23 protein-coding genes are annotated in these 19,529 nt (G+C 64.7%); 13 read left to right on the top strand and 10 right to left on the bottom strand.

What is annotated here, in order from left to right; translation table 11 throughout:
* The first annotated feature begins 1 nt into the window (after nucleotide 1).
* The 3 genes from QRN45_RS16435 to QRN45_RS16425 are packed head-to-tail and all read left to right on the top strand — an operon-like array spanning nucleotide 2 to nucleotide 4,085.
* On the top strand, nucleotides 2-2,029 hold the full coding sequence (locus tag QRN45_RS16435; RefSeq protein WP_284764041.1) for a PTS fructose transporter subunit IIABC: 2,028 nt from the start codon (nucleotides 2-4) through the stop codon (nucleotides 2,027-2,029).
* A gap of 34 nt (nucleotides 2,030-2,063) precedes the next feature.
* Nucleotides 2,064-3,773, top strand: coding sequence for a phosphoenolpyruvate--protein phosphotransferase (gene ptsP, locus QRN45_RS16430; RefSeq protein WP_284764040.1), 1,710 nt, complete (start codon nucleotides 2,064-2,066; stop codon nucleotides 3,771-3,773).
* Between the two features lie 33 nt (nucleotides 3,774-3,806).
* Nucleotides 3,807-4,085: an HPr family phosphocarrier protein gene (locus tag QRN45_RS16425; RefSeq protein ID WP_059388405.1), complete on the top strand. Its 279-nt coding sequence runs from the start codon at nucleotides 3,807-3,809 to the stop codon at nucleotides 4,083-4,085.
* Between the two features lie 95 nt (nucleotides 4,086-4,180).
* On the opposite strand, the gene QRN45_RS16420 is transcribed toward QRN45_RS16425, so the two are convergent.
* The gene (locus tag QRN45_RS16420; protein WP_241707244.1) at nucleotides 4,181-5,134 is read right to left on the bottom strand and encodes a DNA topoisomerase IB; all 954 of its coding nucleotides are present in this window, start codon (nucleotides 5,132-5,134) and stop codon (nucleotides 4,181-4,183) included.
* 30 nt (nucleotides 5,135-5,164) lie between these two features.
* Nucleotides 5,165-5,644, bottom strand: a complete 480-nt coding sequence (locus tag QRN45_RS16415) for a Dps family protein (protein ID WP_078106867.1) — start codon at nucleotides 5,642-5,644, stop codon at nucleotides 5,165-5,167.
* Between the two features lie 329 nt (nucleotides 5,645-5,973).
* Between QRN45_RS16415 and QRN45_RS16410 the strand changes: the two genes are divergently transcribed.
* The 4 genes from QRN45_RS16410 (at nucleotide 5,974) to QRN45_RS16395 (ending at nucleotide 7,201) form a co-directional block, all read left to right on the top strand.
* Nucleotides 5,974-6,144, top strand: a complete 171-nt coding sequence (locus QRN45_RS16410; RefSeq protein WP_139359614.1) for a DUF2207 domain-containing protein — start codon at nucleotides 5,974-5,976, stop codon at nucleotides 6,142-6,144.
* Nucleotides 6,145-6,236: 92 nt separating this feature from the next.
* Nucleotides 6,237-6,413, top strand: a complete 177-nt coding sequence (locus QRN45_RS16405; RefSeq protein ID WP_234754057.1) for a CsbD family protein — start codon at nucleotides 6,237-6,239, stop codon at nucleotides 6,411-6,413.
* A 65-nt stretch (nucleotides 6,414-6,478) separates the two neighbouring features.
* Nucleotides 6,479-6,907 carry a hypothetical protein gene (locus QRN45_RS16400; RefSeq protein WP_284764038.1) on the top strand — a complete coding sequence of 143 codons (429 nt, stop codon included), beginning with the start codon at nucleotides 6,479-6,481 and terminating at the stop codon, nucleotides 6,905-6,907.
* Nucleotides 6,908-6,934: 27 nt separating this feature from the next.
* On the top strand, nucleotides 6,935-7,201 hold the full coding sequence (locus QRN45_RS16395) for a DUF7218 family protein (RefSeq protein ID WP_241707242.1): 267 nt from the start codon (nucleotides 6,935-6,937) through the stop codon (nucleotides 7,199-7,201).
* Nucleotides 7,202-7,431: 230 nt separating this feature from the next.
* Here QRN45_RS16395 and ku read toward each other — a convergent pair whose 3' ends face one another.
* Nucleotides 7,432-8,322, bottom strand: a complete 891-nt coding sequence (gene ku, locus QRN45_RS16390; RefSeq protein ID WP_078106871.1) for a non-homologous end joining protein Ku — start codon at nucleotides 8,320-8,322, stop codon at nucleotides 7,432-7,434.
* Between the two features lie 38 nt (nucleotides 8,323-8,360).
* Here ku and QRN45_RS16385 point away from each other — a divergent pair, with 38 nt between their 5' ends.
* The gene (locus QRN45_RS16385) at nucleotides 8,361-10,835 is read left to right on the top strand and encodes an ATP-dependent DNA ligase (RefSeq protein ID WP_284764036.1); all 2,475 of its coding nucleotides are present in this window, start codon (nucleotides 8,361-8,363) and stop codon (nucleotides 10,833-10,835) included.
* An 82-nt stretch (nucleotides 10,836-10,917) separates the two neighbouring features.
* Here the strand turns inward: QRN45_RS16385 and QRN45_RS16380 are convergent, their stop codons facing one another.
* Nucleotides 10,918-11,178: a hypothetical protein gene (locus QRN45_RS16380; protein ID WP_078106873.1), complete on the bottom strand. Its 261-nt coding sequence runs from the start codon at nucleotides 11,176-11,178 to the stop codon at nucleotides 10,918-10,920.
* Between the two features lie 72 nt (nucleotides 11,179-11,250).
* On the bottom strand, nucleotides 11,251-11,478 hold the full coding sequence (locus tag QRN45_RS16375; RefSeq protein ID WP_078106874.1) for a hypothetical protein: 228 nt from the start codon (nucleotides 11,476-11,478) through the stop codon (nucleotides 11,251-11,253).
* 319 nt (nucleotides 11,479-11,797) lie between these two features.
* On the opposite strand from QRN45_RS16375, the gene QRN45_RS16370 reads away from it, so the two are divergent.
* Together QRN45_RS16370 and QRN45_RS16365 are read left to right on the top strand one after the other, a co-directional pair.
* Complete coding sequence (locus QRN45_RS16370; protein WP_284764034.1) at nucleotides 11,798-12,601, top strand: putative protein N(5)-glutamine methyltransferase; 804 nt, start codon at nucleotides 11,798-11,800, stop codon at nucleotides 12,599-12,601.
* A 253-nt stretch (nucleotides 12,602-12,854) separates the two neighbouring features.
* On the top strand, nucleotides 12,855-14,441 hold the full coding sequence (locus tag QRN45_RS16365; protein ID WP_264637213.1) for an MFS transporter: 1,587 nt from the start codon (nucleotides 12,855-12,857) through the stop codon (nucleotides 14,439-14,441).
* Between the two features lie 112 nt (nucleotides 14,442-14,553).
* Here the strand turns inward: QRN45_RS16365 and QRN45_RS16360 are convergent, their stop codons facing one another.
* Complete coding sequence (locus tag QRN45_RS16360) at nucleotides 14,554-15,066, bottom strand: hypothetical protein (protein ID WP_241707238.1); 513 nt, start codon at nucleotides 15,064-15,066, stop codon at nucleotides 14,554-14,556.
* 168 nt (nucleotides 15,067-15,234) lie between these two features.
* Here QRN45_RS16360 and QRN45_RS16355 point away from each other — a divergent pair, with 168 nt between their 5' ends.
* The 3 genes from QRN45_RS16355 to QRN45_RS16345 are packed head-to-tail and all read left to right on the top strand — an operon-like array spanning nucleotide 15,235 to nucleotide 17,729.
* On the top strand, nucleotides 15,235-15,954 hold the full coding sequence (locus tag QRN45_RS16355; protein ID WP_284764032.1) for a response regulator transcription factor: 720 nt from the start codon (nucleotides 15,235-15,237) through the stop codon (nucleotides 15,952-15,954).
* On the top strand, nucleotides 15,951-17,318 hold the full coding sequence (locus tag QRN45_RS16350; RefSeq protein ID WP_284764030.1) for a sensor histidine kinase: 1,368 nt from the start codon (nucleotides 15,951-15,953) through the stop codon (nucleotides 17,316-17,318). Before QRN45_RS16355 ends, QRN45_RS16350 begins: the two co-directional genes overlap by 4 nt.
* Nucleotides 17,319-17,327: 9 nt before the next feature.
* Nucleotides 17,328-17,729, top strand: coding sequence for a VOC family protein (locus tag QRN45_RS16345; protein ID WP_241707235.1), 402 nt, complete (start codon nucleotides 17,328-17,330; stop codon nucleotides 17,727-17,729).
* Between the two features lie 15 nt (nucleotides 17,730-17,744).
* Here the strand turns inward: QRN45_RS16345 and QRN45_RS16340 are convergent, their stop codons facing one another.
* From QRN45_RS16340 to QRN45_RS16325, 4 genes are read right to left on the bottom strand one after another with little or no spacing between them, the layout of a single operon-like run.
* Complete coding sequence (locus tag QRN45_RS16340) at nucleotides 17,745-18,209, bottom strand: Clp protease N-terminal domain-containing protein (protein ID WP_241707234.1); 465 nt, start codon at nucleotides 18,207-18,209, stop codon at nucleotides 17,745-17,747.
* Nucleotides 18,210-18,216: 7 nt separating this feature from the next.
* Complete coding sequence (locus QRN45_RS16335; protein ID WP_284764028.1) at nucleotides 18,217-18,420, bottom strand: helix-turn-helix domain-containing protein; 204 nt, start codon at nucleotides 18,418-18,420, stop codon at nucleotides 18,217-18,219.
* A 31-nt stretch (nucleotides 18,421-18,451) separates the two neighbouring features.
* A complete protein-coding gene (locus QRN45_RS16330; protein WP_284764026.1) occupies nucleotides 18,452-18,994 on the bottom strand; it encodes a GNAT family N-acetyltransferase in 543 nt (180 codons plus the stop codon).
* Entirely contained in the window at nucleotides 18,991-19,446 is a 456-nt protein-coding gene (locus tag QRN45_RS16325; protein ID WP_284764024.1) for an SRPBCC family protein, read from the bottom strand. Before QRN45_RS16325 ends, QRN45_RS16330 begins: the two co-directional genes overlap by 4 nt.
* Nucleotides 19,447-19,529: the final 83 nt, after the last annotated feature.

Raw genomic sequence — 19,529 nt, 5'->3', positions numbered from 1 at the left:
AGTGACCCAGCTCATCACCCCCCAACTGGTCTCCCTTGACCAGAACCTCGGCGATTCCCCCGCCGATGTCATCCGCTTCCTGGCGGGCAAAGTTGCCGCAGCAGGGCGCGCCTCCGAGGTTGAAGGGCTCTTCGCGGACGCCTTCGCCCGCGAGCAGAAGACTGCCACGGGCGTACCCGGCGGCATCGCCATCCCGCACTGCCGCTCCGTTGCCGTAACGGAGCCCGCCCTGGCAATGGCCCGCCTCTCGAACAAGGTGGACTTCGGCGCCAAGGACGGCCCCGCGGACATCATCTTCTTCATCGCCGCCCCGGAAGGAGCGGATCAGGAGCACCTGAAGTTGCTCTCCAAGCTGGCCCGTTCCCTCATCAAGAAGGACTTCACAGCGGCGCTGCGCGCGGCTGCCACCGGGCAGGACATCGTCGACCTGGTTGAAGGCGCCCTGGCCGACAAGCCGGCTGCGCATGCCGCAGGGTCGGCTGCCGAGGCCGCCCCGGCGTCCGCCGGCGCCGCTTCGTCGACTGGACCGAAGCGCATCGTCGCCGTCACGGCCTGCCCCACCGGCATCGCCCACACCTACATGGCTGCCGACTCCCTCGTGGCCGCGGCCAAGGAAATGGGCGTCGACCTTCAGGTGGAAACCCAAGGCTCGGGCGGATTCACCGCGCTGGACCCGTCGGTCATCGCTGCCGCAGACGCCGTGATCTTCGCGGTTGACGTCGATGTCCGTGGCAAGGAGCGCTTCGCCGGCAAGCCTGTCATCAACGCGCCCGTGAAGCGCGGCATTGACGAGCCGGCCAAGATGGTCCAGGAAGCCCTCGCCGCCGCGACCGACCCGCACGCCCACCGTGTCCCGCATTTCGGCGCCGAAGAGAGCGCCGAGCAGGCGTCGGAGGCTGCGAGCGAGCACCTCGGCACCAAGGTCAAGAAGGTCCTTCTGACCGGCGTCAGCTACATGATCCCGTTCGTCGCCGGTGGCGGCCTGCTCATTGCCTTGGGCTTCCTCCTGGCGGGTTACGACATTGCCTTGGGAACGAAGGCCAATGACATTCTGGCCCACAACACGCTGCTCAATCTTCCCAACGGCAACCTTGCGCTCTACTTGGGAACGGTGGCCTTCAAGATCGGTGGGCTGTCCCTCGGCTTCCTGGTCCCTGCCCTGGCAGGTTACATTGCCTTCGGCATCGCCGACCGGCCCGGCATTGCGCCTGGTTTCGTGGCCGGCGCTGTTGCCGGCTTCATGGGCGCGGGCTTCCTGGGCGGCCTGGTGGGCGGTTTGCTGGCCGGCCTGACCGCGCACTGGATCGGCACGTTCAGGGTTCCGCGCTGGTTGCGTGGCCTCATGCCTGTAGTAATCATCCCGCTGCTGGCATCGATCGTCGCTTCCGGATTGATGTTCCTGGTTCTCGGCGGTCCCATCGCGTGGGTCACCTTGCAGCTCAACACGTGGCTGACCGGCATGACCGGCGCGTCCGCCGTCGTTCTCGGCATCATCCTCGGCCTCATGATGTGCTTCGACCTCGGTGGCCCCGTCAACAAGGTTGCCTACTCCTTCGCCGTCGCCGGACTGGGTGCCGGTAGCCTGGCCAACCCTGCACCGCTCCAGATCATGGCTGCGGTCATGGCCGCCGGCATGGTTCCCCCGCTTGCCATGGCACTGGCCACGACGCTTAACAAGAAGGGCTTCAGCCTGGCCGAGCGCGAGAACGGCAAGGCCGCCTGGCTGCTGGGCGCGTCCTTCATCTCCGAAGGCGCCATCCCCTTCGCTGCTGCCGACCCGTTCCGCGTCATCCCCGCCAGCATGGTGGGCGGCGCCGTAACCGGTGCGCTGTGCATGGCGACGGGCGTGACTTCGCAAGCCCCTCACGGTGGCATCTTCGTCTTCTTCGCGATCGGAAACCTGGCCATGTTCGTCATCTCGATCATCGTCGGCATGGTTATCACCGCCCTGGTCCTCCTCGCGCTCAAGCGTTGGGCAGTCCGGAAGCCGGTTGAGGCAGAGCAGGTTCCTGTTCCGGTCGCAGTCTGAACAACCCGCCAATCAGCAAGTAGAGGACAAATCCATGCAGACCTTTTCAGGAGTAGGCGTTGCCCCCGGGCGTGTTCTGGGGCCGGTGCGGCAGATGCCGAAGCCGGTTCAAGAGCCCCACGAGAACGTCAATATTCCTGCGGACGTTACCGTCGAATCGCAGGGCCAGCGCATCAAGGATGCCGCCAAGGCCGTGCAGGCGGAACTCCGTGCCCGGGCCGCGACGGCGTCCGGCGAAGGCAAAGAGGTCCTGGAAGCAACAGCCCTGATGGCCGCCGATCCCATGCTGGTGAAATCGGCCATCAGGCTCCTCTCCCCCGAGGCCCCGGGCGGCGCACGCACCGCCGAACGGGCCATCTGGGAGGCAGCTGCCACGGTTGCCGATTCGTTGAAGGCCCTCGGCGGTTACATGGCGGAGCGCATCGCGGACGTCCTTGACGTCCGCGCCCGCATCGTCTCTGAACTGCGCGGACTGCCCGCGCCGGGCATCCCGGCGTCGGACGTTCCGTTCATCCTGGCCGCCGAGGACCTCGCCCCGGCGGACACCGCTACCCTGGACCCCGCCAAGGTGATCGCGCTGATCACCTCAAGCGGCGGCCCGCAGTCCCACACCGCCATCCTGGCCCGCGCCCTCGGCCTGCCCGCGATCGTCGCCGCCGCGGGTGTCGACGAGATCGGGGACGGCACCGAGGTCTACCTCGACGGTGCTGCCGGCACCATCACGGTTGACCCCGGCGAGGAACTCCGCCTGGCGGCCAAGGTTTGGGCCACCCAAGCGTCCACCGTCGCAGCCTTCAGCGGGAGCAACGCCATGGCCGACGGGTTCCGGGTTCCGCTGCTCGCCAACGTCGGCACGGGTGCCGACGCGGTCAAGGCCGCCGACGCCGGTGCCGAGGGCGTCGGTCTCTTGCGCACCGAATTCTGTTTCCTGGATCGCGACGACGAACCCACCGTCGAGGAGCAGATCGCCGCCTACGGCGCCGTCTTCGCCGCGTTCCCCGGCAAGAAGGTGGTGGTCCGGACCCTCGACGCCGGAGCGGACAAGCCGCTGCCGTTCCTCACCAACGCGGACGAGCCGAACCCTGCGCTAGGCGTCCGCGGCTACCGCACCGACCTCACGTCCCCCGGCGTGCTTGAACGCCAACTCGCCGCGATCGCCGCGGCAGAGGCCGCCAACCAGGCCGAAGTGTGGGTCATGGCCCCGATGATCTCCACCGCCGAGGAAGCCGCGCATTTCGCAGCCCTCTGCTCCGCCGCCGGATTGAAGACTCCCGGCGTCATGGTGGAGGTCCCCTCGGCTGCCCTGACTGCCGCTTCCGTGCTGCGCGAAGTCAGCTTCGCCTCGCTCGGAACCAACGACCTCACCCAATACGCAATGGCCGCCGACCGCCAACTCGGCCCGCTAGCCACACTCAACGACCCCTGGCAGCCGGCCGTGCTTCAGCTCGTGAAGTTGACCGCCGACGGAGCTGCTGCCGCCAGCGCGGGTGGGGCTGCCCGGCCCGTGGGAGTGTGCGGCGAGGCAGCCGCTGACCCGGCCCTCGCCGTCGTACTCGTTGGACTGGGCGTCGCTACGCTCTCGATGAGTGCACGCGCTCTTGCCGCCGTTTCCGCCGTCCTGGCAACCGTCACTGTGTCGCAGGCCCAAAAGCTCGCGACGGCGGCGCTGGCCGCACCGAGTGCATCCGCCGCGCGGCAAGCCGTTCGCGCCCAGCTGCCTATCCTGGACGAGCTGGGTCTCTAGACTTTTCCCAAGCCCACAATCGAAGGAGCAACAATGTCCGAACGTACCGCCACCATCGCCAGCCGCGTCGGCCTGCACGCCCGCCCGGCAGCCATCTTCGCCGAAGCCGCCGGCGAACTAGACATCGAGGTCACGATCGCCCGCGAAGGCGAGCCCGCCGACGACGCCATGGACGCCGCCAGCATCCTCTCCCTCATGAGCCTCGGAGCGTCATTCGGGGACGTCGTCGTCCTGCGCGCCGAAGGTGCCGGGGCCGACGAAGCCCTGGACCGCCTCGTGAAGATCCTCGAAACGGACCACGACGCCGAATAACCCACTGAGCATGCTCTCCGTTGGCACTCGGGGACGGACATATTCCTACTATGTCCAACCCTGGTAGCCAACGGAGAGCATGCTCCTTTGTTTAATCAGGGCAATGACCCAAGGTAGGCCGCGATATCCGACTCGCGGGCCTTGAGTTGTTCGAGGTCACCGGCCAGGAATCCCTCCACGATGCGGGGATCGACGTAGGCCGCGCGGGCCACCGTTGGAGTGTTGCCGAGAATTTCAGCGGTCTGCTTGATGGCCTCGAGGACCCGCTGGCGGGGCGGCATTTTTGAAGCAGGGCCTGCGAGCGCCATGCCGGCCGCTGCTGTGCCTTTCCAGGTGCGGAAGTCCTTGGCCGTGTAGTCGCCGCCGGTGATTTTGCGAAGGTACTCGTTGACCATCGAGGCATTAAGGGAGACCGGTCCCTCACCCTCATCGAAGACCAGCAGGGATTCCTTGCCGGGTCTGCCTGCCAAAGGCCCCAGGAATCGGGCCAGGACAGGGTCCTCGATGGTCGAATCCCAGGTTTGACCGCTTTTCCCGGGGAAATTCAGGGAAACCGTATCCTCGTTGACCTGCACGTGCTTGCACCTGAGCGTGGTGAGCCCGTATGAGCCGTTGCGGCGCGTGTAGCCATCGGAACCAACGCGCAACGCGCCGAGATCCATGAGCCGCACGGCCGCGGCCAAGGTTTTGGTCTTCTCCGAAGGAGACTCCCGCAGGTGCCGGGAGACCAGGCGGCGTGCCTGCGGCAGGAGGGCTCCGAGCCGCGCAGCCCGGGCAAACTTCTCAGAGTCCTGACGAGCGCGCCATTCCGGGTGGTAGATGTATTGGCTCCGGCCGGCGTCGTCCACTCCCATTGCCTGGATATGTCCGTTCTCGAACGGACATATCCAGACGTCGGCCCATGCGGGAGGAATCGCCAGCGCGTCAAGGCGCTGGCGATCCCCACCAGCGATAAGCGATCCGTCCGTATGGTAATAGCTGAATCCGCGGCCGGACCTTCGCCGGGAAATCCCTGGAGTGCCGGGTTTGCTGCGGCGGAGCCGTGGCATGCCTGGCGCCGTACTTCGCTATCCGGTTTCCTAAGCTTCCTGTGGGTCTGCCACGGACGCGCTCGCTGACATGATCTCGGCACTGATCATCCAGGCGAGCTGCTCCAAACGGGCGATGAAGGCGTGGAGAAGGTCCGCCGTCGTGGGGTCTTCTTCGTCTACTTCGTCGTGGACATCGCGCATCGTCTGGACGGTCCGCTCAAGGCGGTCGGTGATGAGCTGCACGGCATCCTTGGTCTTCGTCAATCCCGCCGGGAATTGCTCCAGCCGGGTTGAGGCAGCGACGGTACTGCTCCGGCCGTCCGGAAGGGCATGGAGCGCACGCATCCTTTCGGCGGTTTCGTCGGCGAACTCCCGGGCGGCTGCGACGAGTTCGTCAAGTTGCAGATGCAGGTCCCGGAAATTGGCCCCGACGATGTTCCAATGGGCCTGTTTTCCTTGGAGCTGGAGTTCAATCAGATCCGTCAGGACCAGCTGGAGATTATCTGCCAGGGTTTGCGATGCTTTCACGTTTTCTCCTCCTAGACGACCGTCCGATGCGAGCGCCGGGAACCGACGCACGACCTTGGGTTTAGCCTACGACTAAACCCAAAAATCTTTGTAAGTGTACTTAGTACTTGATTTGATAAGCGTGCTTAGTAGTACGATGGATGCAGTCGATGTCGGTTCGTACCGGACGAATATTCCGGGAAACGGGTGGCATCCGCTGTAACAAGACCCCGCATGGGGTCTGGGGGCCTGGTGGGGAACAACAGTTCGCAAGCGAACTGACAACCGAATACATCGCAAGGGGCCCGGGCGCTTGCCAGCGGTCCCGCTGAAGTAAGGAATGTGTCACTGTGAACACTCTTCTGATCATTGCAGGCGTTGTGGCAATCGTTCTTCTGCTCGTCGGAGGTTTCTCGCAGGCCGTGAGCTGGCTCCTCTGGGTCGGCGTGGTCCTGCTGATCGTCGCGGCTATCGGCTGGCTTCTCAGCTTCATGTCCGGCCGAAGGTCGCACGGCGTCTGACCGACCACGACATTCCGAGGCCTGCCCAGTGGCCAGGCCCCACACGTTTGGCGGAACGAAGTAAATCCATTACCAGCAAAAGGAGTACGTCCATGGGCGCAGATGACAAGATCCAAAATGCCGGAGAAAAGCTTGCAGGCAAATCCAAGGAAGCGGCTGGAAAGCTGACGGGAAACGAGAAGCTCGAAGCCGAAGGCAAGATGGATCAGAGCAAGAGCGACCTGAAGTCGGCCGGCGAAAAGGTCAAGGACGCTTTCAAGAAGGATTAAATCCGCTCGAAGTGCGGCTTCCGCCTCGCGCGGGAGCCGCACTTCCGCTTCAAGGAGTTAAGTCGATGCCGACTATCTCTGACCCGATCGTTCCCGACGGCGCGTCTCACCCCCGGGCGGAACGAATCTGGTGCGGCAATTGCCGCACTGCCGAGCACGTGATCATGGATTCCATCGAGCCTCTCAAACCACCAGTAACAGGGCTCGTGGATGTCGCCTACACGTGCGTTGAATGCGATACGTTCTATGCCCATCCTGCGACGTTCCAGGATGTCGCGGCCATCCTGAACCAACGGGGCACGGTGTCAGGCGTGCTGCAGTTCGGCGGTGAGTACATCCACTGCGGCGAACCCATGAAAATTTCAGGAACCGGATTCCACAGCGTGTATGCGCCGATGTCCACTGAGGATCCCACCGTCGACCTTCTCGACGTGTATCTCGCGACAAAGGTGTTGCAGTGCCGCTGCGGGTTCCGGATGGAGCTTCCGTCCTAACCAGGGGCTCGACCGGAGGAGGAACCCATGCCGAGCAAGAAAAATCCCAGCCTCAAGGATCCCGAACTCTACGAAACCCTCAGGGAAGATGGCGCCTCGAAGGAAAAGGCCGCGAGGATCTCGAATGCCGCTGCCAAGGAAGGCCGCAAGGAAATCGGCCATCGTGGCGGCACTTCGGGCGACTATGAGGACTGGACCGTGCCCCAACTAAGGTCGCGCGCCAAGGAACTGGGGCTCACCGGGTACTCAGGCAAGAAAAAAGCCGAGCTGATCTCGGCGCTGCGAAACCACTAGGCCCTCCGAGGGACATGTCCAGTTTTCGTGGGAAGAACCACCCACGCCCACAAGGGACATGCCCTCCGCCCAGAGCCACGAATGGACATAATCGCAACATGTCCATTCCCCGCTTCGCAGAAGGGACATGTGCATAGCTCCCGCGCACGCACGGAGGGACATGTGCATAAGCTCCCGCGCACGCACGGAGGGACATGTCCGGTCTTCGTGGAGCGTACGACGGCGGTGCGTCAGGCTTTCTTGACCCTCGCCCGGGGCTTGCTGGCCACTTTGGCGGTGGCACCGTCGTCGGACTCTTCGGTGGACGACGCAGCGGCCGATCCAGCGGATGCCTTGCCCCGCTTCTTGTCGAGGCTCCGTTTGAGGGCTTCCATAAGGTCGATGACCTCGCCGCCTTCTCCTTCGCTGGCTGCCACGCCGAACGTCTCCTCGGTGTCGATGGAATCGCCCTTTTCGAGCTTGGCTGCGATGAGTTGGCGCAATTGAACCTGATAGTTGTCCGTGTATTGCTCTGGTTCGAAGTCGCGGGCCATGGAGTCCACCAGTGCCGAGGACATCTCCAGTTCCTTGTCCGAGATCTTGACGTCGGTTTCCAGCGACGGGAAGTTGGCTTCACGGACCTCGTCGTCCCAGAGCAGCGATTGCAGCATCAGAACGTCACCCCGTACCCGCAGCGCGCCCAGCCTGGTCTTCTGACGCAGCGCGTACTGCACGATGGCGACGCGTTCGGTGTCTTGCAAAGTGCGCAGAAGCAGCATGTACGCCTTGGGAGACTTGGAATCCGGCTCGAGATAGTAGGGCCGCTCGTACATGATGGGGTCCAACTGCTCGGCCGGAACGAACTCCACCACCTCGATTTCGCGGCTGTTCTCCGCGGGCAGCGATTTCAAATCGGCCGCGGACAGCACAACTGTGCGGCCTTCCTCTTCGTAGGCCTTGTCGATATCCTCGTAATCCACAACAGAGGCGCAGATTTCGCACTTCCGCTGGTAACGGATGCGGCCTCCGTCCTTGTTGTGGACCTGGTGGAGACTGACATCGTGGTCCTCGGTGGCACTGTAGAGCTTGACGGGTACGTTGACCAGCCCGAACGCGATAGAACCCTTCCATATGGCCCTCATGCACTAAGTGAACATCACAACAAGGCGGAGGTGAAGAGGTGGCAACCAGCCAAAGGGAGCGCGTCAACGTTGAAGGCCATGAACTGACCCTCACCAACCTGGGCAAAATCATCTACCCGGAGACTGGCACCACCAAGGCCGAAGTGCTCGAATACTATGCCGCCGTGGCCCCGTTCCTGATCCCGGCCGCCGCCAACCGGCCCGCCACCCGGAAGCGCTGGGTGCACGGAGTAGGGACCACGGCCGATCCCGGGCCGATGTTCTTCCAGAAGAACCTGGACGACTCCACGCCGTCATGGGTTCCCAGGGTCACCATCCAGCACAGGGAACACAGCAACGTTTACCCGCTCGTCAACAACCTCGCCACGCTCACTTGGCTGGCCCAAATTGCCGCCTTGGAAATCCACGTGCCGCAATGGAAAGTGGACGCCGACGGAACCATGTTGCCACCGGACCGCCTTGTCCTGGACCTCGATCCGGGTCCGGGGACCGGCCTTTCCGAATGCGTCGAAGTCGCCAAGTTGGCGCGCAGCATCCTGCAGGACGTCGGACTTGATCCGGTTCCGGTGACGAGCGGCAGCAAGGGCATCCATCTTTACGCCGGCCTCGATGGGACCCGCAAATGGGAGGAGGTCTCCGCGTTCGCGCACGAGCTGGCACGCTCGCTCGAGGCCGACCATCCGGATCTCGTGGTCAGTGATATGAAAAAGACCCTGCGCAACAGCAAGGTGCTGGTGGACTGGAGCCAGAACAGCGGGAACAAGACCACCATTGTCCCGTACTCCCTTCGCGGCCGGGCCCATCCGATGGTGGCCGCACCGAGGACGTGGCGGGAACTCGCCTCCCCCAAGCTCGAGCATCTGGACTTCACAGCCGTCATGAGGCGCGTCAAAGAGGGAAACGACCCCTTCGCCGCGGTCGCGGCCGGCACCAGCGCCGCGGGCACCCCCACCAGCACGGCCGCGGCCACCGCCGTGAATCCGCGGCTGGCCACCTACGTGGACAAGCGCGACCCGCAGCGGACCCCGGAACCGTTTCCCGCCGTCGGACACCAACCAGGTTCGCGCCCGCTCCAGGACGACGCGGAACCGAATCCTCCCGGCGGAATCTTCGTCATCCAGGAGCACCACGCCCGCAGTTTCCACCTCGATTTCCGGCTGGAACACGACGGCGTCCTGGCGTCCTGGGCCTTGCCGCGGGGCGTGCCGGACACTCCGGACAAGAACCACCTCGCGGTGCGCACGGAGGACCACCCGATGGAATATGCGCAATTCGCGGGAATCATTCCTCAGGGCGAATACGGCGCGGGGACGGTCAGCATCTGGGACAGCGGCGAGTTCCAATGCGAAAAATGGCGCGACGGCAAGGAAGTCATCGCAACCCTCACCGGCAAGCCCGGCGGCGGTCTGCACGGCACCCGGCGTTTCGCGCTCATCCACACCGGAGAGTCGCCGTCGCAATGGCTGATCCACTTGATGAAGGACAAACCGGGCCACCGGGCGGTGCTGTTGCCCAACGCCGCTCCGCAGTCGAACGGAACCCCCAGCTACGCACCTATGCTCGCGACCTCCGGAACAACCGCAGATGTCTCCGCCGGCGACTGGTTGTTTGAACTCAAGTGGGACGGGTTCCGGGCCATCGTATCGGGGTCGGGCGGCAAGATCAGGTTGACCAGCCGCTCCGGAATCGACATGACACCCACCTATCCGGAGCTGGCGGATCCGCGCTACTGGCCGGACCACGACTTCGTGGCCGACGGCGAAATCGTCGCACTCAGCAAGAACGGCCACCCCAGCTTCGAGTTGCTCCAGAGGCGGATGAACCTCTTCAAACCCGGCGACGTCGAACGTGCCCGGGCGTCCGTCCCCGTGCAGCTCATGGTGTTCGACCTCCTGTACGACGCCAGCTCCCAAGCCAGTGCCGACCTCACCTCCCTGCCGCTCAGCGAGCGCCGCGAAAGGCTGGCGACGTTCCACGCGAAACTGCCGGCGAGGGGCTCCCCTATCCATGTGTCCGAGGTCCTGGAGCATGACCTCGACGACATCCTGGCGAGCGCCGCCGAGCTTGGCTTGGAGGGAGTGATGGCCAAGCGCGCCGACAGCCGTTACCAGCCCGGCCGACGCAGCAGATCCTGGATCAAGCTCAAGTTGGAACGCACGCAGGAAGTGGTGGTGGGTGGCTGGCGGCCCGGCGCCGGGGCGAGACTCGGGACCATCGGTGCGTTGCTGGTGGGGATTCCGGACGGCGACAAGCTGCGCTACGCCGGCCGGGTGGGCACGGGGTTCAAAGACTGGCAACTGCGCGACATCCTCAAGCGCTTGCAGGGGCTCGATCGCCCGGACTCACCCTTCCACGACATCCCGGCCGAGGACGCCGCCACTGCGCACTGGGTTTCCCCCGAACTCGTGGGCGAGGTGACGTTCGGCGACTGGACCGCCACCGAGAGGATGCGGCACCCCGTCTGGCGCGGCTGGCGCCCCGACAAGTCCCCCGCCGACGTCGAGCGCGCCTAGCCCGAACAGTTCAGCGACACGGAAAATGCCCTACGCCACCAGAATTCCGGTGTCGCAGGGCATTTTCCGTGTCGAAATCTTATTAAGAGGAGTGCGGCAGTTGGGGACGGCTGGTGCGGTGGACGGCTGTGACCGCAGCCTGCTGGCCCGCGCGGCCGTGGTTGGCCCCGCGATCCTTGGGGTGCTTGGACTTGCCACTGCCGTCTGGCCAGGCAGGTGCTTGGGTCGAGCCCAGCGTCATGGCCACAGTTTCAGGGGCCGGCATGGGCGCCTTGTCCATGGACTCGACCAGATGGCTGGCTACCTCGGAGTTGATTTGTTGCTCAACGCGCTTCGCAACCATTGTTCTTCCTTTCTGCATTGAAACGAAGGGATTTTCCATACTAGGTGGGAGCGGTCCGCTTGTCTGCAGGTTCTACCAGCGGACCTTCTTCTCGGACTTGGCCAGCTTGCCGCTCGCTTGGGTGGGCTTGTGCCCTTTTCCGGTGCTTTGCCAGCTGTTCGCTGCCCCGCCGCGGGATTTGCTGGCCAGCATCTCCTTCTGGGCGTCAGTCAGTTTCGATTTGACCCCAGCTTCCGGGGCGTCGGTTTCCTGCGCCTCCGGCTCGTGCCCGGCGTCGGTTTCGGGTGTGTTCGGTGTCATGCAGTGGACTCCTTAAAGCTCTTGATGTGCCGGAGGAGGTATCGGGACGTGACGTCCGCTGCGAGACCCTGGTTCTGGGGGGAGCAACAGGAACGGCGCGGAGGCGAAGCCTCAACAGGCGTGGATTTTTGTCGGTTCAAACTCAGCGATGATCCGCTGGTCTATTCAAAAATCAGTGTTCCCATGCACCCACCCTAGACAATCCGGGCCGTGTTTGTGAACCCCGGTTTTGGCGGAGCCGTTTCACTCGTGGCCTCCAGGTCCCCTCTCGGCTAGCATGACCCGCAGAGCACCCCTCGGTGTCCCGAAAGGCTCTCCCATGTCAGCACCCACCTTCCGGCCTTCCCATTCCGCCGTCGCAGCACGGCTCCGTGCTGCCGGTTGCGTCTTCGCCGAGGACGAGGCCCGGCTCTTGATCGCGGCGGCGCACGCCCCCGGAGACCTCGACCGCTTGGTCGAGCAGCGCGTCTCAGGTTTGCCCCTTGAATACCTCCTGGGCTGGGCTGAGTTCTGCGGCCAGCAGATCGCCGTGGACCCGGGCGTGTTCGTCCCCCGCCGCCGCACGGAGTACCTCGTCCAGGAGGCGTCCCGCCTCGCCCGGCCGGGCGCCGTCGTCGTCGATCTCTGCTGTGGTTCGGGTGCCGTGGGAGCTGCTTTGGCCGCCGCGGTGGGCGGCATCGAGCTTCACGCGGCCGACGTCGAGCCCGCCGCGGTCCGTTGCGCCCGCCGCAACATCGGGCCGGCGGGCGGACATGTCCATGAAGGCGATCTCTATTCGGCGCTGCCGGACGCCCTTCGCGCCCGGATTGATGTCCTTGTGGCCAACGCCCCCTACGTCCCCACGGGGGCGATCGGGATGATGCCGCCGGAGGCCCGCGTGCATGAACCGCGGGTGGCGCTCGACGGCGGCGCGGACGGTTTGGACGTGCAGCGCAGGATCGCCGAGGAGGCTCCGTTGTGGCTGGCTCCCGGAGGTCAGCTGCTCATTGAAACGAGCGTCCGGCAAGCCCCGACGACGGCGGCCCTTTTCCGGGGCGCCGGGCTGTCCGCGAGGGTGGTCCATTCCGAAGAATTCGACGCCACGGTGGTGCTCGGAAAACGACAGGAAATCCACCGGGGTTGATCAGCAAACTGTGCATTTGGCGGTCCTGAACCAAACAATTTGGTAACGAAGTCCTGAACACGGAAAATCCGCGTGATTCCGGGGCTGCAGGCGGCACATGGATGTCAGACATTTGCGTCCGAAAGGGCCCGGAACGGCCCCGAAATTCGGAGCCCGACTCTAAGATCCGGCGAATCTCGCGTAAAATTGAAACCCTGCCCAGAGCGGAGCAGCTGTATGTCGCAAGCAAATGATCTCCCTAGGAGAAACACAAATGCCCACAGACCGAAGCATTACCGACTCTTCAGCAGGCGCTAGGAACGCTGCTGCAACGAGCAAGACCGCCCCACGCGGTGCCTCAAAATTGAAACTTCCCACACGCCGTCGACTCAAGGTATCCGACGTCAACGTCGTTGACCAGCCCATGCTGAAAAAGGCACTCGGCGGCACGATCGTCGGCAACACCATGGAATGGTACGACGTCGGCGTGTTCGGCTACCTCATCACCACGATGGGGCCAGTCTTCCTGCCCGAGGCCGACAAGTCCGTGCAGACCTTGTTCCTACTGGGAACCTTCGCCGCAACCTTCGTGGCGCGGCCGCTCGGCGGCGTCGTCTTCGGCTGGTTAGGTGACAAGGTGGGCCGCCAAAAGGTGCTCGCCACAACACTCCTGCTGATGGCTGCGAGCACCTTCGCCGTCGGACTCTTGCCTGGATACGCACAAATCGGTATCTGGGCGGCGGCACTCCTCGTCATCCTGAAACTCGTCCAGGGTTTCTCGACGGGCGGCGAATACGCCGGCGCCACCACGTTCGTGAGCGAATACGCTCCGGACAAGCGCCGCGGCTTCTTTGCGAGCTTCCTCGATATGGGCTCGTACATCGGCTTCGCCCTTGGTGCGGCCCTGGTGTCCATCCTGCAGCTCACCATCGGCCAGTCGGCCATGGAGGACTGGGGCTGGCGGCTGCCGTTCCTCATCGCGGGTCCGCTCGGCGTCATCGCCGTGTACTTCCGTAGCAAGATCGAGGAATCACCCCAGTTCCAAGCCACGTTGGACGCACAGGAAGCCCTCGCCGCGGATGCCGCAGCCAGCGACGCCGCAGTAGCCAAGGGCCCCATCGGCATCGTCAAGGCTTACTGGCGCCAGATTATCCTCGCCATGATCCTTGCGGCGGCCGCCAACACCGTGGGCTACATGCTGACTTCGTACATGCCCACGTACTTGACCGAGTCCAAGGGTTACGACCCCATTCACGGCACGCTGCTGACCATCCCCGTGTTGGTCATCATGGCAGTCTGCATCCCGCTGACGGGCAAGCTCTCCGACCGGATCGGCCGCCGGCCCGTACTGTGGATCGGTGCCATCAGCACGGTCGTGTTCGCTGTTCCGGCGTTCCTGCTGATCGGCATCGGCGATATTTGGTCCACGCTTGCCGGTCTGGCCCTGATCGCCTTCCCGGTGACGTTCTACGTGGCAAACCTCGCCTCTGCACTGCCGGCACTGTTCCCGACCTCGAGCCGCTACGGGGGAATGGGCATCGCCTACAACTTCTCCGTAGCGATCTTCGGCGGCACCACGCCGTTCATTGTGGCCGCTTTGATCCAGGGCACCGGCAACGACATGATGCCCGCGTATTACCTCATGGGCACGTCGGTGGTCGGCGCAATCGCCATCTACTTCCTGCGTGAATCCGCGCAGCGCCCGCTCCCGGGCTCCATGCCGAGCGTGGACACCCCGGCCGAGGCCCGCGAACTAGTGGCCACCCAGGACACCAACCCGTTGATCGACCTGGACGAAATGCCGTTCGACGATGGCAACCTCGTGGCGGCGGGTTCGGGCAGGGACCCCGTCCCGGCCTAGGCAGACTGCGGGCGCGGGCTGCGGGCGGCCCGCGCCGGCGGGGCAAGGCTGGTTGTTTGGTAGCGGTATCGCTGCAAACAACCAGCCTTGCCGTCGTTCAAGGCCCTGTCCTTCAGGCCTTGCGGTCGGCCTTCTGCTCCTGCATCCGTTTTGCCTGCGCCTGGATCTTCGGGCCGTAACCGCCGTTCAATGCGGTGTCCCTGATGTGGGTGGCTTTCGCGACCCGGTCGCCCGCCGCCGCATCCTTCAGCGCCTTCAGGTCCGCCTGCAGCGCGGCTGGAAGCTTTGCGGCCAGCTTCGGGCGCTTGTCGAGGATGAAGGTGGCGATTTTCGCGGCGCGCTGGCCGTAGGTCGGCTTGCTGCTGTCCCCATTGACGAAGAACCGCAGGCCAACCGCCAGCGGGTGGCGCGCCAGTGCCGTTTTGGCCGCGACGGCAGCCGCCGCTGTCGGCTGGGAGGTAGCTGCCGCCGTCGTGCTTGTGCCGCTTGAGGTAGCCGCGTTGGCAGCAATCACGCCGCCGCCCAGCAGGAGGCCTGCCGCAAGGACGCCGACGACGACGGTTCGGGCCTTGGTGCGCTTGCGGCCCTCAACGGGGGTACCGGGGCTCGGGATGGTGTTGTTCATGGTTCGTGTCCTTTGTTCCGGCCGGTGGTCGATCCGCCGGCGCTCTTCACAACACCCTGGTCCGGCCGCATGAACTGACTGTTCGGCCAATGTTCGAGGAATGTAAAACCGTCCCCGCCGGCTGACGATGACACTCCAGGCACCCCGTCCTTGCTGTTGAATGGACGCATGGAAGAGAGCCGCGGATTGGTGCTGATTGCGGATGATGAACAGGCAATTGCCGATATCCAGCGCCTCTATCTGGGACGCGCAGGTTTCGGCGTCCACGTGGAGCGGGACGGTATTTCCGCGCTGGCACAGATCAAGCGGCTCAAACCGGTCGCGGTGATTCTCGACGTCGGGCTACCCGGCTTGGACGGGATCGAGCTCTGCAGGCAATTGAGGCAGGCCGAGGATTGGACGCCCGTGCTGTTCGTCACGGCCCGCGATGAGGAGGTGGACCGCGTCCTTGGCTTGGAACTCGGCGCTGACGACTATCTCACCAAGCCGTTTTCGCCCTCCGAACTGGTTGCCCGGGTCAAGGCGGTCCTGCGCCGGACCGAAGGCACCCCACGGCCCAAGCCGCTGGTGCTGGGCAGTGTCGAACTGGATCCGCTGAACCGGACCGCACGCGCGGGAACCGAGGAACTCACGCTGACCGCCACCGAATTCGACCTCCTCGCCTATCTCATGGCCCAGCCCGGCCGGGTCTTTTCCCGTGAGCAGCTCCTGTCCGCCGTGTGGGGGCAGGCCAGCTACGCCGCCGGACGGACAGTGGATGTGCACATCGCGCAGCTCCGCGCCAAGCTCGGCGGGCACTCCCCCATCGCGACGAGCCGCGGTGTCGGCTATTCGGCAGGGGCTTCCCCATCGTCCGGCCCCCGTCCCTCGGCCGGGGAACCGACGTGAGGCGCTGGTTTGGCACGCTGGCGGGGCGCACGACGGCGGTGATCGCCGCCGTCGCGACCGTCGCCGTCCTGCTTGCCGGCCTTCTGGCGGCGCAACTGGTCAACGCCACGGCCGTGGACGAAGCCAAGAAGTATCTCGCGGTCGAGGCCGATTCCCTGAGCAAGCAATCAAGCCTTGGCAGCCTGCAGGACCTTCGCGCAGACCTGCTCACGCACGGCGCGAGGTTAGCGCAAATCAGTACCGACGGCCGAGTGAGTGGCGGCGGGGCGAGGCTGGTGGATGCGAAGACTGTAGCGGATGTCTTGGCCGGAAAATCGGTCTCGACATCGGTGAACGGTCCGCAGAACACCGTGGTCCTTGAGGCCCGGCCGTTGGCGGCCGGCGGTGGCGTGGTACTGGCGCAGCCGGTGTCCGAAATCCGCGCGGCCGCCGCTCCCCTGCTGAGCCGTATGCTGGTTGCACTCGCGGTTTGCCTTGTGTTCGCCATCGTGGCCGGTGGCCTTCTGGCGCAATGGTTGAGCCGGCCCTTGGTACGCACGGCACATTCGGCCCATCGGCTTGCCGCCGGAGAACGATCCGTGGCGGTGGCGCCCGGCGGCCCGGCCGAAGTGGTGGAGGTTTCGCAGGCACTGGCTGCCCTCGACGCCGCACTCCGGACCAGCGAGGGGCGCCAACGCGAGTTCCTGCTCTCCATTTCCCATGAAATCCGGACACCCCTCACCGCGCTACGGGGCTACGCCGAGGCGCTTGCCGACGGTGTGGTCAGCGGCGACGACGTGAGCGGGGTCGGGCAGACCCTCGTGGCCGAAACGAACCGCCTGGACCGTTTTGTCCGCGACCTCCTGGAATTGGCACGGCTTGAGTCAGATGATTTCCGCGTGGAACTGCAGCTTGTGGACGCGTCCTTGATCCTGCGCGAGAGCTGGCAGGCCTGGCAGGCGGTGTGCATCCAGAACGGGATCGCGGGGCGGCTCGAACTGCCTCTTGGGCCATTGCCGGTACGCAGCGACGGCCAGCGGCTGCGCCAAGTGGTGGACGGGCTGCTGGAAAACGCCCTGCGCGTGACACCCGAAAGCGCTCCGGTTGTGCTCGCCGCTTACGCGACCGGGAGCGGGCTCACCGTTGAAGTGCGCGACGGCGGGCCTGGCCTCACGGAGGCGGATGCCGCCGTCGCGTTCGAACGCGGTGCGCTCTTTGCAAGGTACAGCGGAGAACGGCCGGTTGGAAGCGGACTGGGCTTGTCCATCGCGGCAAGGATCGTGCAGCGGGTGGGCGGCCGCATCAGTGTGCGGGTGGCGCCTGAGGGCGGTGCGGCGTTCGTGGTGGAGTTGCCCGGCATTCCCGCGGGCGCCCCGCAAACGTAGACTCTGCGCATGGCCGATATTCCAGTGGGTGTGCTGCACCACGTAGAGATTTGGGTACCCCACATCGGCCGTGCGCAGGAAGAGTGGGGCTGGCTGTTGGCCGAACTGGGCTACGAACAATTCCAGGAGTGGCCCGAGGGGTGTAGCTGGAAACTCGGAGGCACGTACATCGTGATCGAACAGTCCACAGCGCTCACGGGAAGCACCCACCGCAGGACAGAACCTGGCCTCAACCATCTCGCCTTCCATGCCGGCACCAGGGAGAGCGTTGACCGGCTCCGGGAGCTCGGCGCCGACTCGGGCTGGTATGAGATGTTCGAAAGCAAGTATCCCCACGCAGGCGGGGCCGACCACTACGCCGCCTATCTGGTGAATACAGACGGCTACGAGGTTGAGCTGGTTGCGGGGTAGGGGCGGGGCATTCGCCTAAGAACCCGGATTCCGGAGCCGGGACTTGAGGGCCGCCGTATCAACGCCCAGGTTATGGAGCAGGACGGCAGCCGGATCCGGTACCTGCCGGTCCAGCAGGGCAAGCATGAGGTGCCGCGTGGTGATCCTGCGGGCCTTCTCCCGGGTGGTCAGTATTAGTGACTCCTGAATGACTGAGCGGGCTGCCGAGGTGAAGGTAGTCCGGCTGCTTCCCTTCGGCGTATTCAGGGCACCGAAGTCCCCCAGCGTGATGCCAACGGATTCCAGCGCCTGCTGGTCGAGGGTGTCGAGCTGGGCGCGGGCGGATTCGAGGTCCGTCTCCAAAGTCCGGCAGCTCTCGGGGTCGTGGAGCAGCCCCAGCAGCAGATGGTCCGTTCCGATTCTCCGGTCTCCACGGCGTTTGGCTTCCTCGGCGCCGGCATGGACAGCAGTTCTTGCTTCGCCGGCAAATCGTTCAAACATGGCAGGCTCACTTTCCGTATTTGGCGTGGACCGACTGCTTGGAGACGCCCAAGGCGTCACCGATTTGTTCCCAGGACCAGCCCTGCTGCCGCGCGAGGGCCACATTGGCGGCCTCTACCTTTTCAGCCAGGCGATGCAGGGCGCCAACGGCGCGGAGGCCAATTGCCGGGTCCGCCGCCGCGATATGGGAAGTCAGCTCATCACCATCCATGCTGTCAGTTTGAACTGACAGCATGGATCTGTCAATCCAGGCTGACGAAATCGGCTTGGGCAAGGATTGACTTGACGCGCCGCCGCATGGCGATCCTCGGCCAACGACTCAGGCCCACCAAACCCTCGCACTCGAGAATGCCCCGGAGTCCGTCGTCCAACAGCTCCGGTTCCAAGTCCTCAAAACCCAGCCGGCGATAGTAGGGCGCATTCCACGGAACATCGCGGAAAGTGGTCAAGGTGAGCCACTCCAGGCCCTCGGCCTGCGCCCACTTTTCGGCACCGTCGAGCAGTTCGCTCCCCAGACCTCTCCGCGCATGCGACGGGTGGACACTCAACTGCTCCACGTGCGCATTTCCGTCGAGGTGTTCAACCAGGAGATAGCCCACCGGTACGTCTGATGCGTCGGCGAAGACCAAAGCACCGCCCCGTGACTGGAAGATCGCCAGCTCCGTGACGGTCAGGGGCTCGTCGTCGGCGATGGCTTCCATGCCGCAAGAGCGGAAGATCTCCCCCGCGGCGAATTCGATCCCGCGGAGTCGTTCAAGTTCGTCCGGCCGTGCCGCCCTGATCATGCGGCGGCACCGTTGCGGGCAAGATATTCGTTGCGCTGCCCAATGAGATTCTGCAGGTATCGCCCCAGGAACGCTTTCTCCACCAGCCGGCCCACGACGCCGAAGGGCGCCGCGAACTCGACGCGATCGATCATGAGCGTGCCGCCGTCGTCGGGAAGGAACTCGTGCACGTGCCGGAAGAAACGGAAGGGTCCCCGCACTTGCTCGTCCGTAAACGACTCCGGGAAGCGGTACCGGGTGATCCGGCTGCTCATCCGCAGGGGTACCGCGAAATGCCGGGCCTGCCAGGTGACCTCGTCGCCTTCCGAGAGCAGTCCGGACACGACGCCGGCAACCGCACGTTCCCGGGACTTGGCCATGGAGCCAACGTGGGCGTCGACGTTGCGGGCGAGATCGAAGAGTTCCCCGGGCTCCATTCCAATATGCGTACGGCACGTGAACGACACAGTCATGCTTCGATCCTGCCACCGTTTCGAAACCCCCGTCGACCCAACTAGCTGGCAGTTGTTGTCGTTATGAGGCTCCAAAACGACAT

This window comes from Arthrobacter sp. efr-133-R2A-63, assembly GCF_030209795.1.
Classification (GTDB): Bacteria; Actinomycetota; Actinomycetes; order Actinomycetales; family Micrococcaceae; genus Arthrobacter; species Arthrobacter bambusae_A.
The sequence above is the reverse complement of the archived record's forward strand: the minus strand, read 5'-3'. Positions and strand labels throughout refer to the sequence as shown.

What these genes read in the sequence shown, in the direction of transcription:
- QRN45_RS16425 (WP_059388405.1), top strand. Translation starts at nt 3,807, where the DNA reads ATGTCCGAACGTACCGCCACCATCGCCAGCCGCGTCGGCCTGCACGCC.
- QRN45_RS16325 (WP_284764024.1), bottom strand. Translation starts at nt 19,446, where the DNA reads ATGACTGTGTCGTTCACGTGCCGTACGCATATTGGAATGGAGCCCGGG.
- QRN45_RS16420 (WP_241707244.1), bottom strand. Translation starts at nt 5,134, where the DNA reads ATGCCACGGCTCCGCCGCAGCAAACCCGGCACTCCAGGGATTTCCCGG.
- ku (WP_078106871.1), bottom strand. Translation starts at nt 8,322, where the DNA reads ATGAGGGCCATATGGAAGGGTTCTATCGCGTTCGGGCTGGTCAACGTA.
- QRN45_RS16405 (WP_234754057.1), top strand. Translation starts at nt 6,237, where the DNA reads ATGGGCGCAGATGACAAGATCCAAAATGCCGGAGAAAAGCTTGCAGGC.
- QRN45_RS16380 (WP_078106873.1), bottom strand. Translation starts at nt 11,178, where the DNA reads ATGGTTGCGAAGCGCGTTGAGCAACAAATCAACTCCGAGGTAGCCAGC.
- QRN45_RS16370 (WP_284764034.1), top strand. Translation starts at nt 11,798, where the DNA reads ATGTCAGCACCCACCTTCCGGCCTTCCCATTCCGCCGTCGCAGCACGG.
- QRN45_RS16395 (WP_241707242.1), top strand. Translation starts at nt 6,935, where the DNA reads ATGCCGAGCAAGAAAAATCCCAGCCTCAAGGATCCCGAACTCTACGAA.
- QRN45_RS16375 (WP_078106874.1), bottom strand. Translation starts at nt 11,478, where the DNA reads ATGACACCGAACACACCCGAAACCGACGCCGGGCACGAGCCGGAGGCG.
- QRN45_RS16365 (WP_264637213.1), top strand. Translation starts at nt 12,855, where the DNA reads ATGCCCACAGACCGAAGCATTACCGACTCTTCAGCAGGCGCTAGGAAC.
- QRN45_RS16340 (WP_241707234.1), bottom strand. Translation starts at nt 18,209, where the DNA reads ATGTTTGAACGATTTGCCGGCGAAGCAAGAACTGCTGTCCATGCCGGC.
- QRN45_RS16345 (WP_241707235.1), top strand. Translation starts at nt 17,328, where the DNA reads ATGGCCGATATTCCAGTGGGTGTGCTGCACCACGTAGAGATTTGGGTA.
- QRN45_RS16400 (WP_284764038.1), top strand. Translation starts at nt 6,479, where the DNA reads ATGCCGACTATCTCTGACCCGATCGTTCCCGACGGCGCGTCTCACCCC.
- QRN45_RS16360 (WP_241707238.1), bottom strand. Translation starts at nt 15,066, where the DNA reads ATGAACAACACCATCCCGAGCCCCGGTACCCCCGTTGAGGGCCGCAAG.
- QRN45_RS16330 (WP_284764026.1), bottom strand. Translation starts at nt 18,994, where the DNA reads ATGATCAGGGCGGCACGGCCGGACGAACTTGAACGACTCCGCGGGATC.
- ptsP (WP_284764040.1), top strand. Translation starts at nt 2,064, where the DNA reads ATGCAGACCTTTTCAGGAGTAGGCGTTGCCCCCGGGCGTGTTCTGGGG.
- QRN45_RS16355 (WP_284764032.1), top strand. Translation starts at nt 15,235, where the DNA reads ATGGAAGAGAGCCGCGGATTGGTGCTGATTGCGGATGATGAACAGGCA.
- QRN45_RS16335 (WP_284764028.1), bottom strand. Translation starts at nt 18,420, where the DNA reads ATGGATGGTGATGAGCTGACTTCCCATATCGCGGCGGCGGACCCGGCA.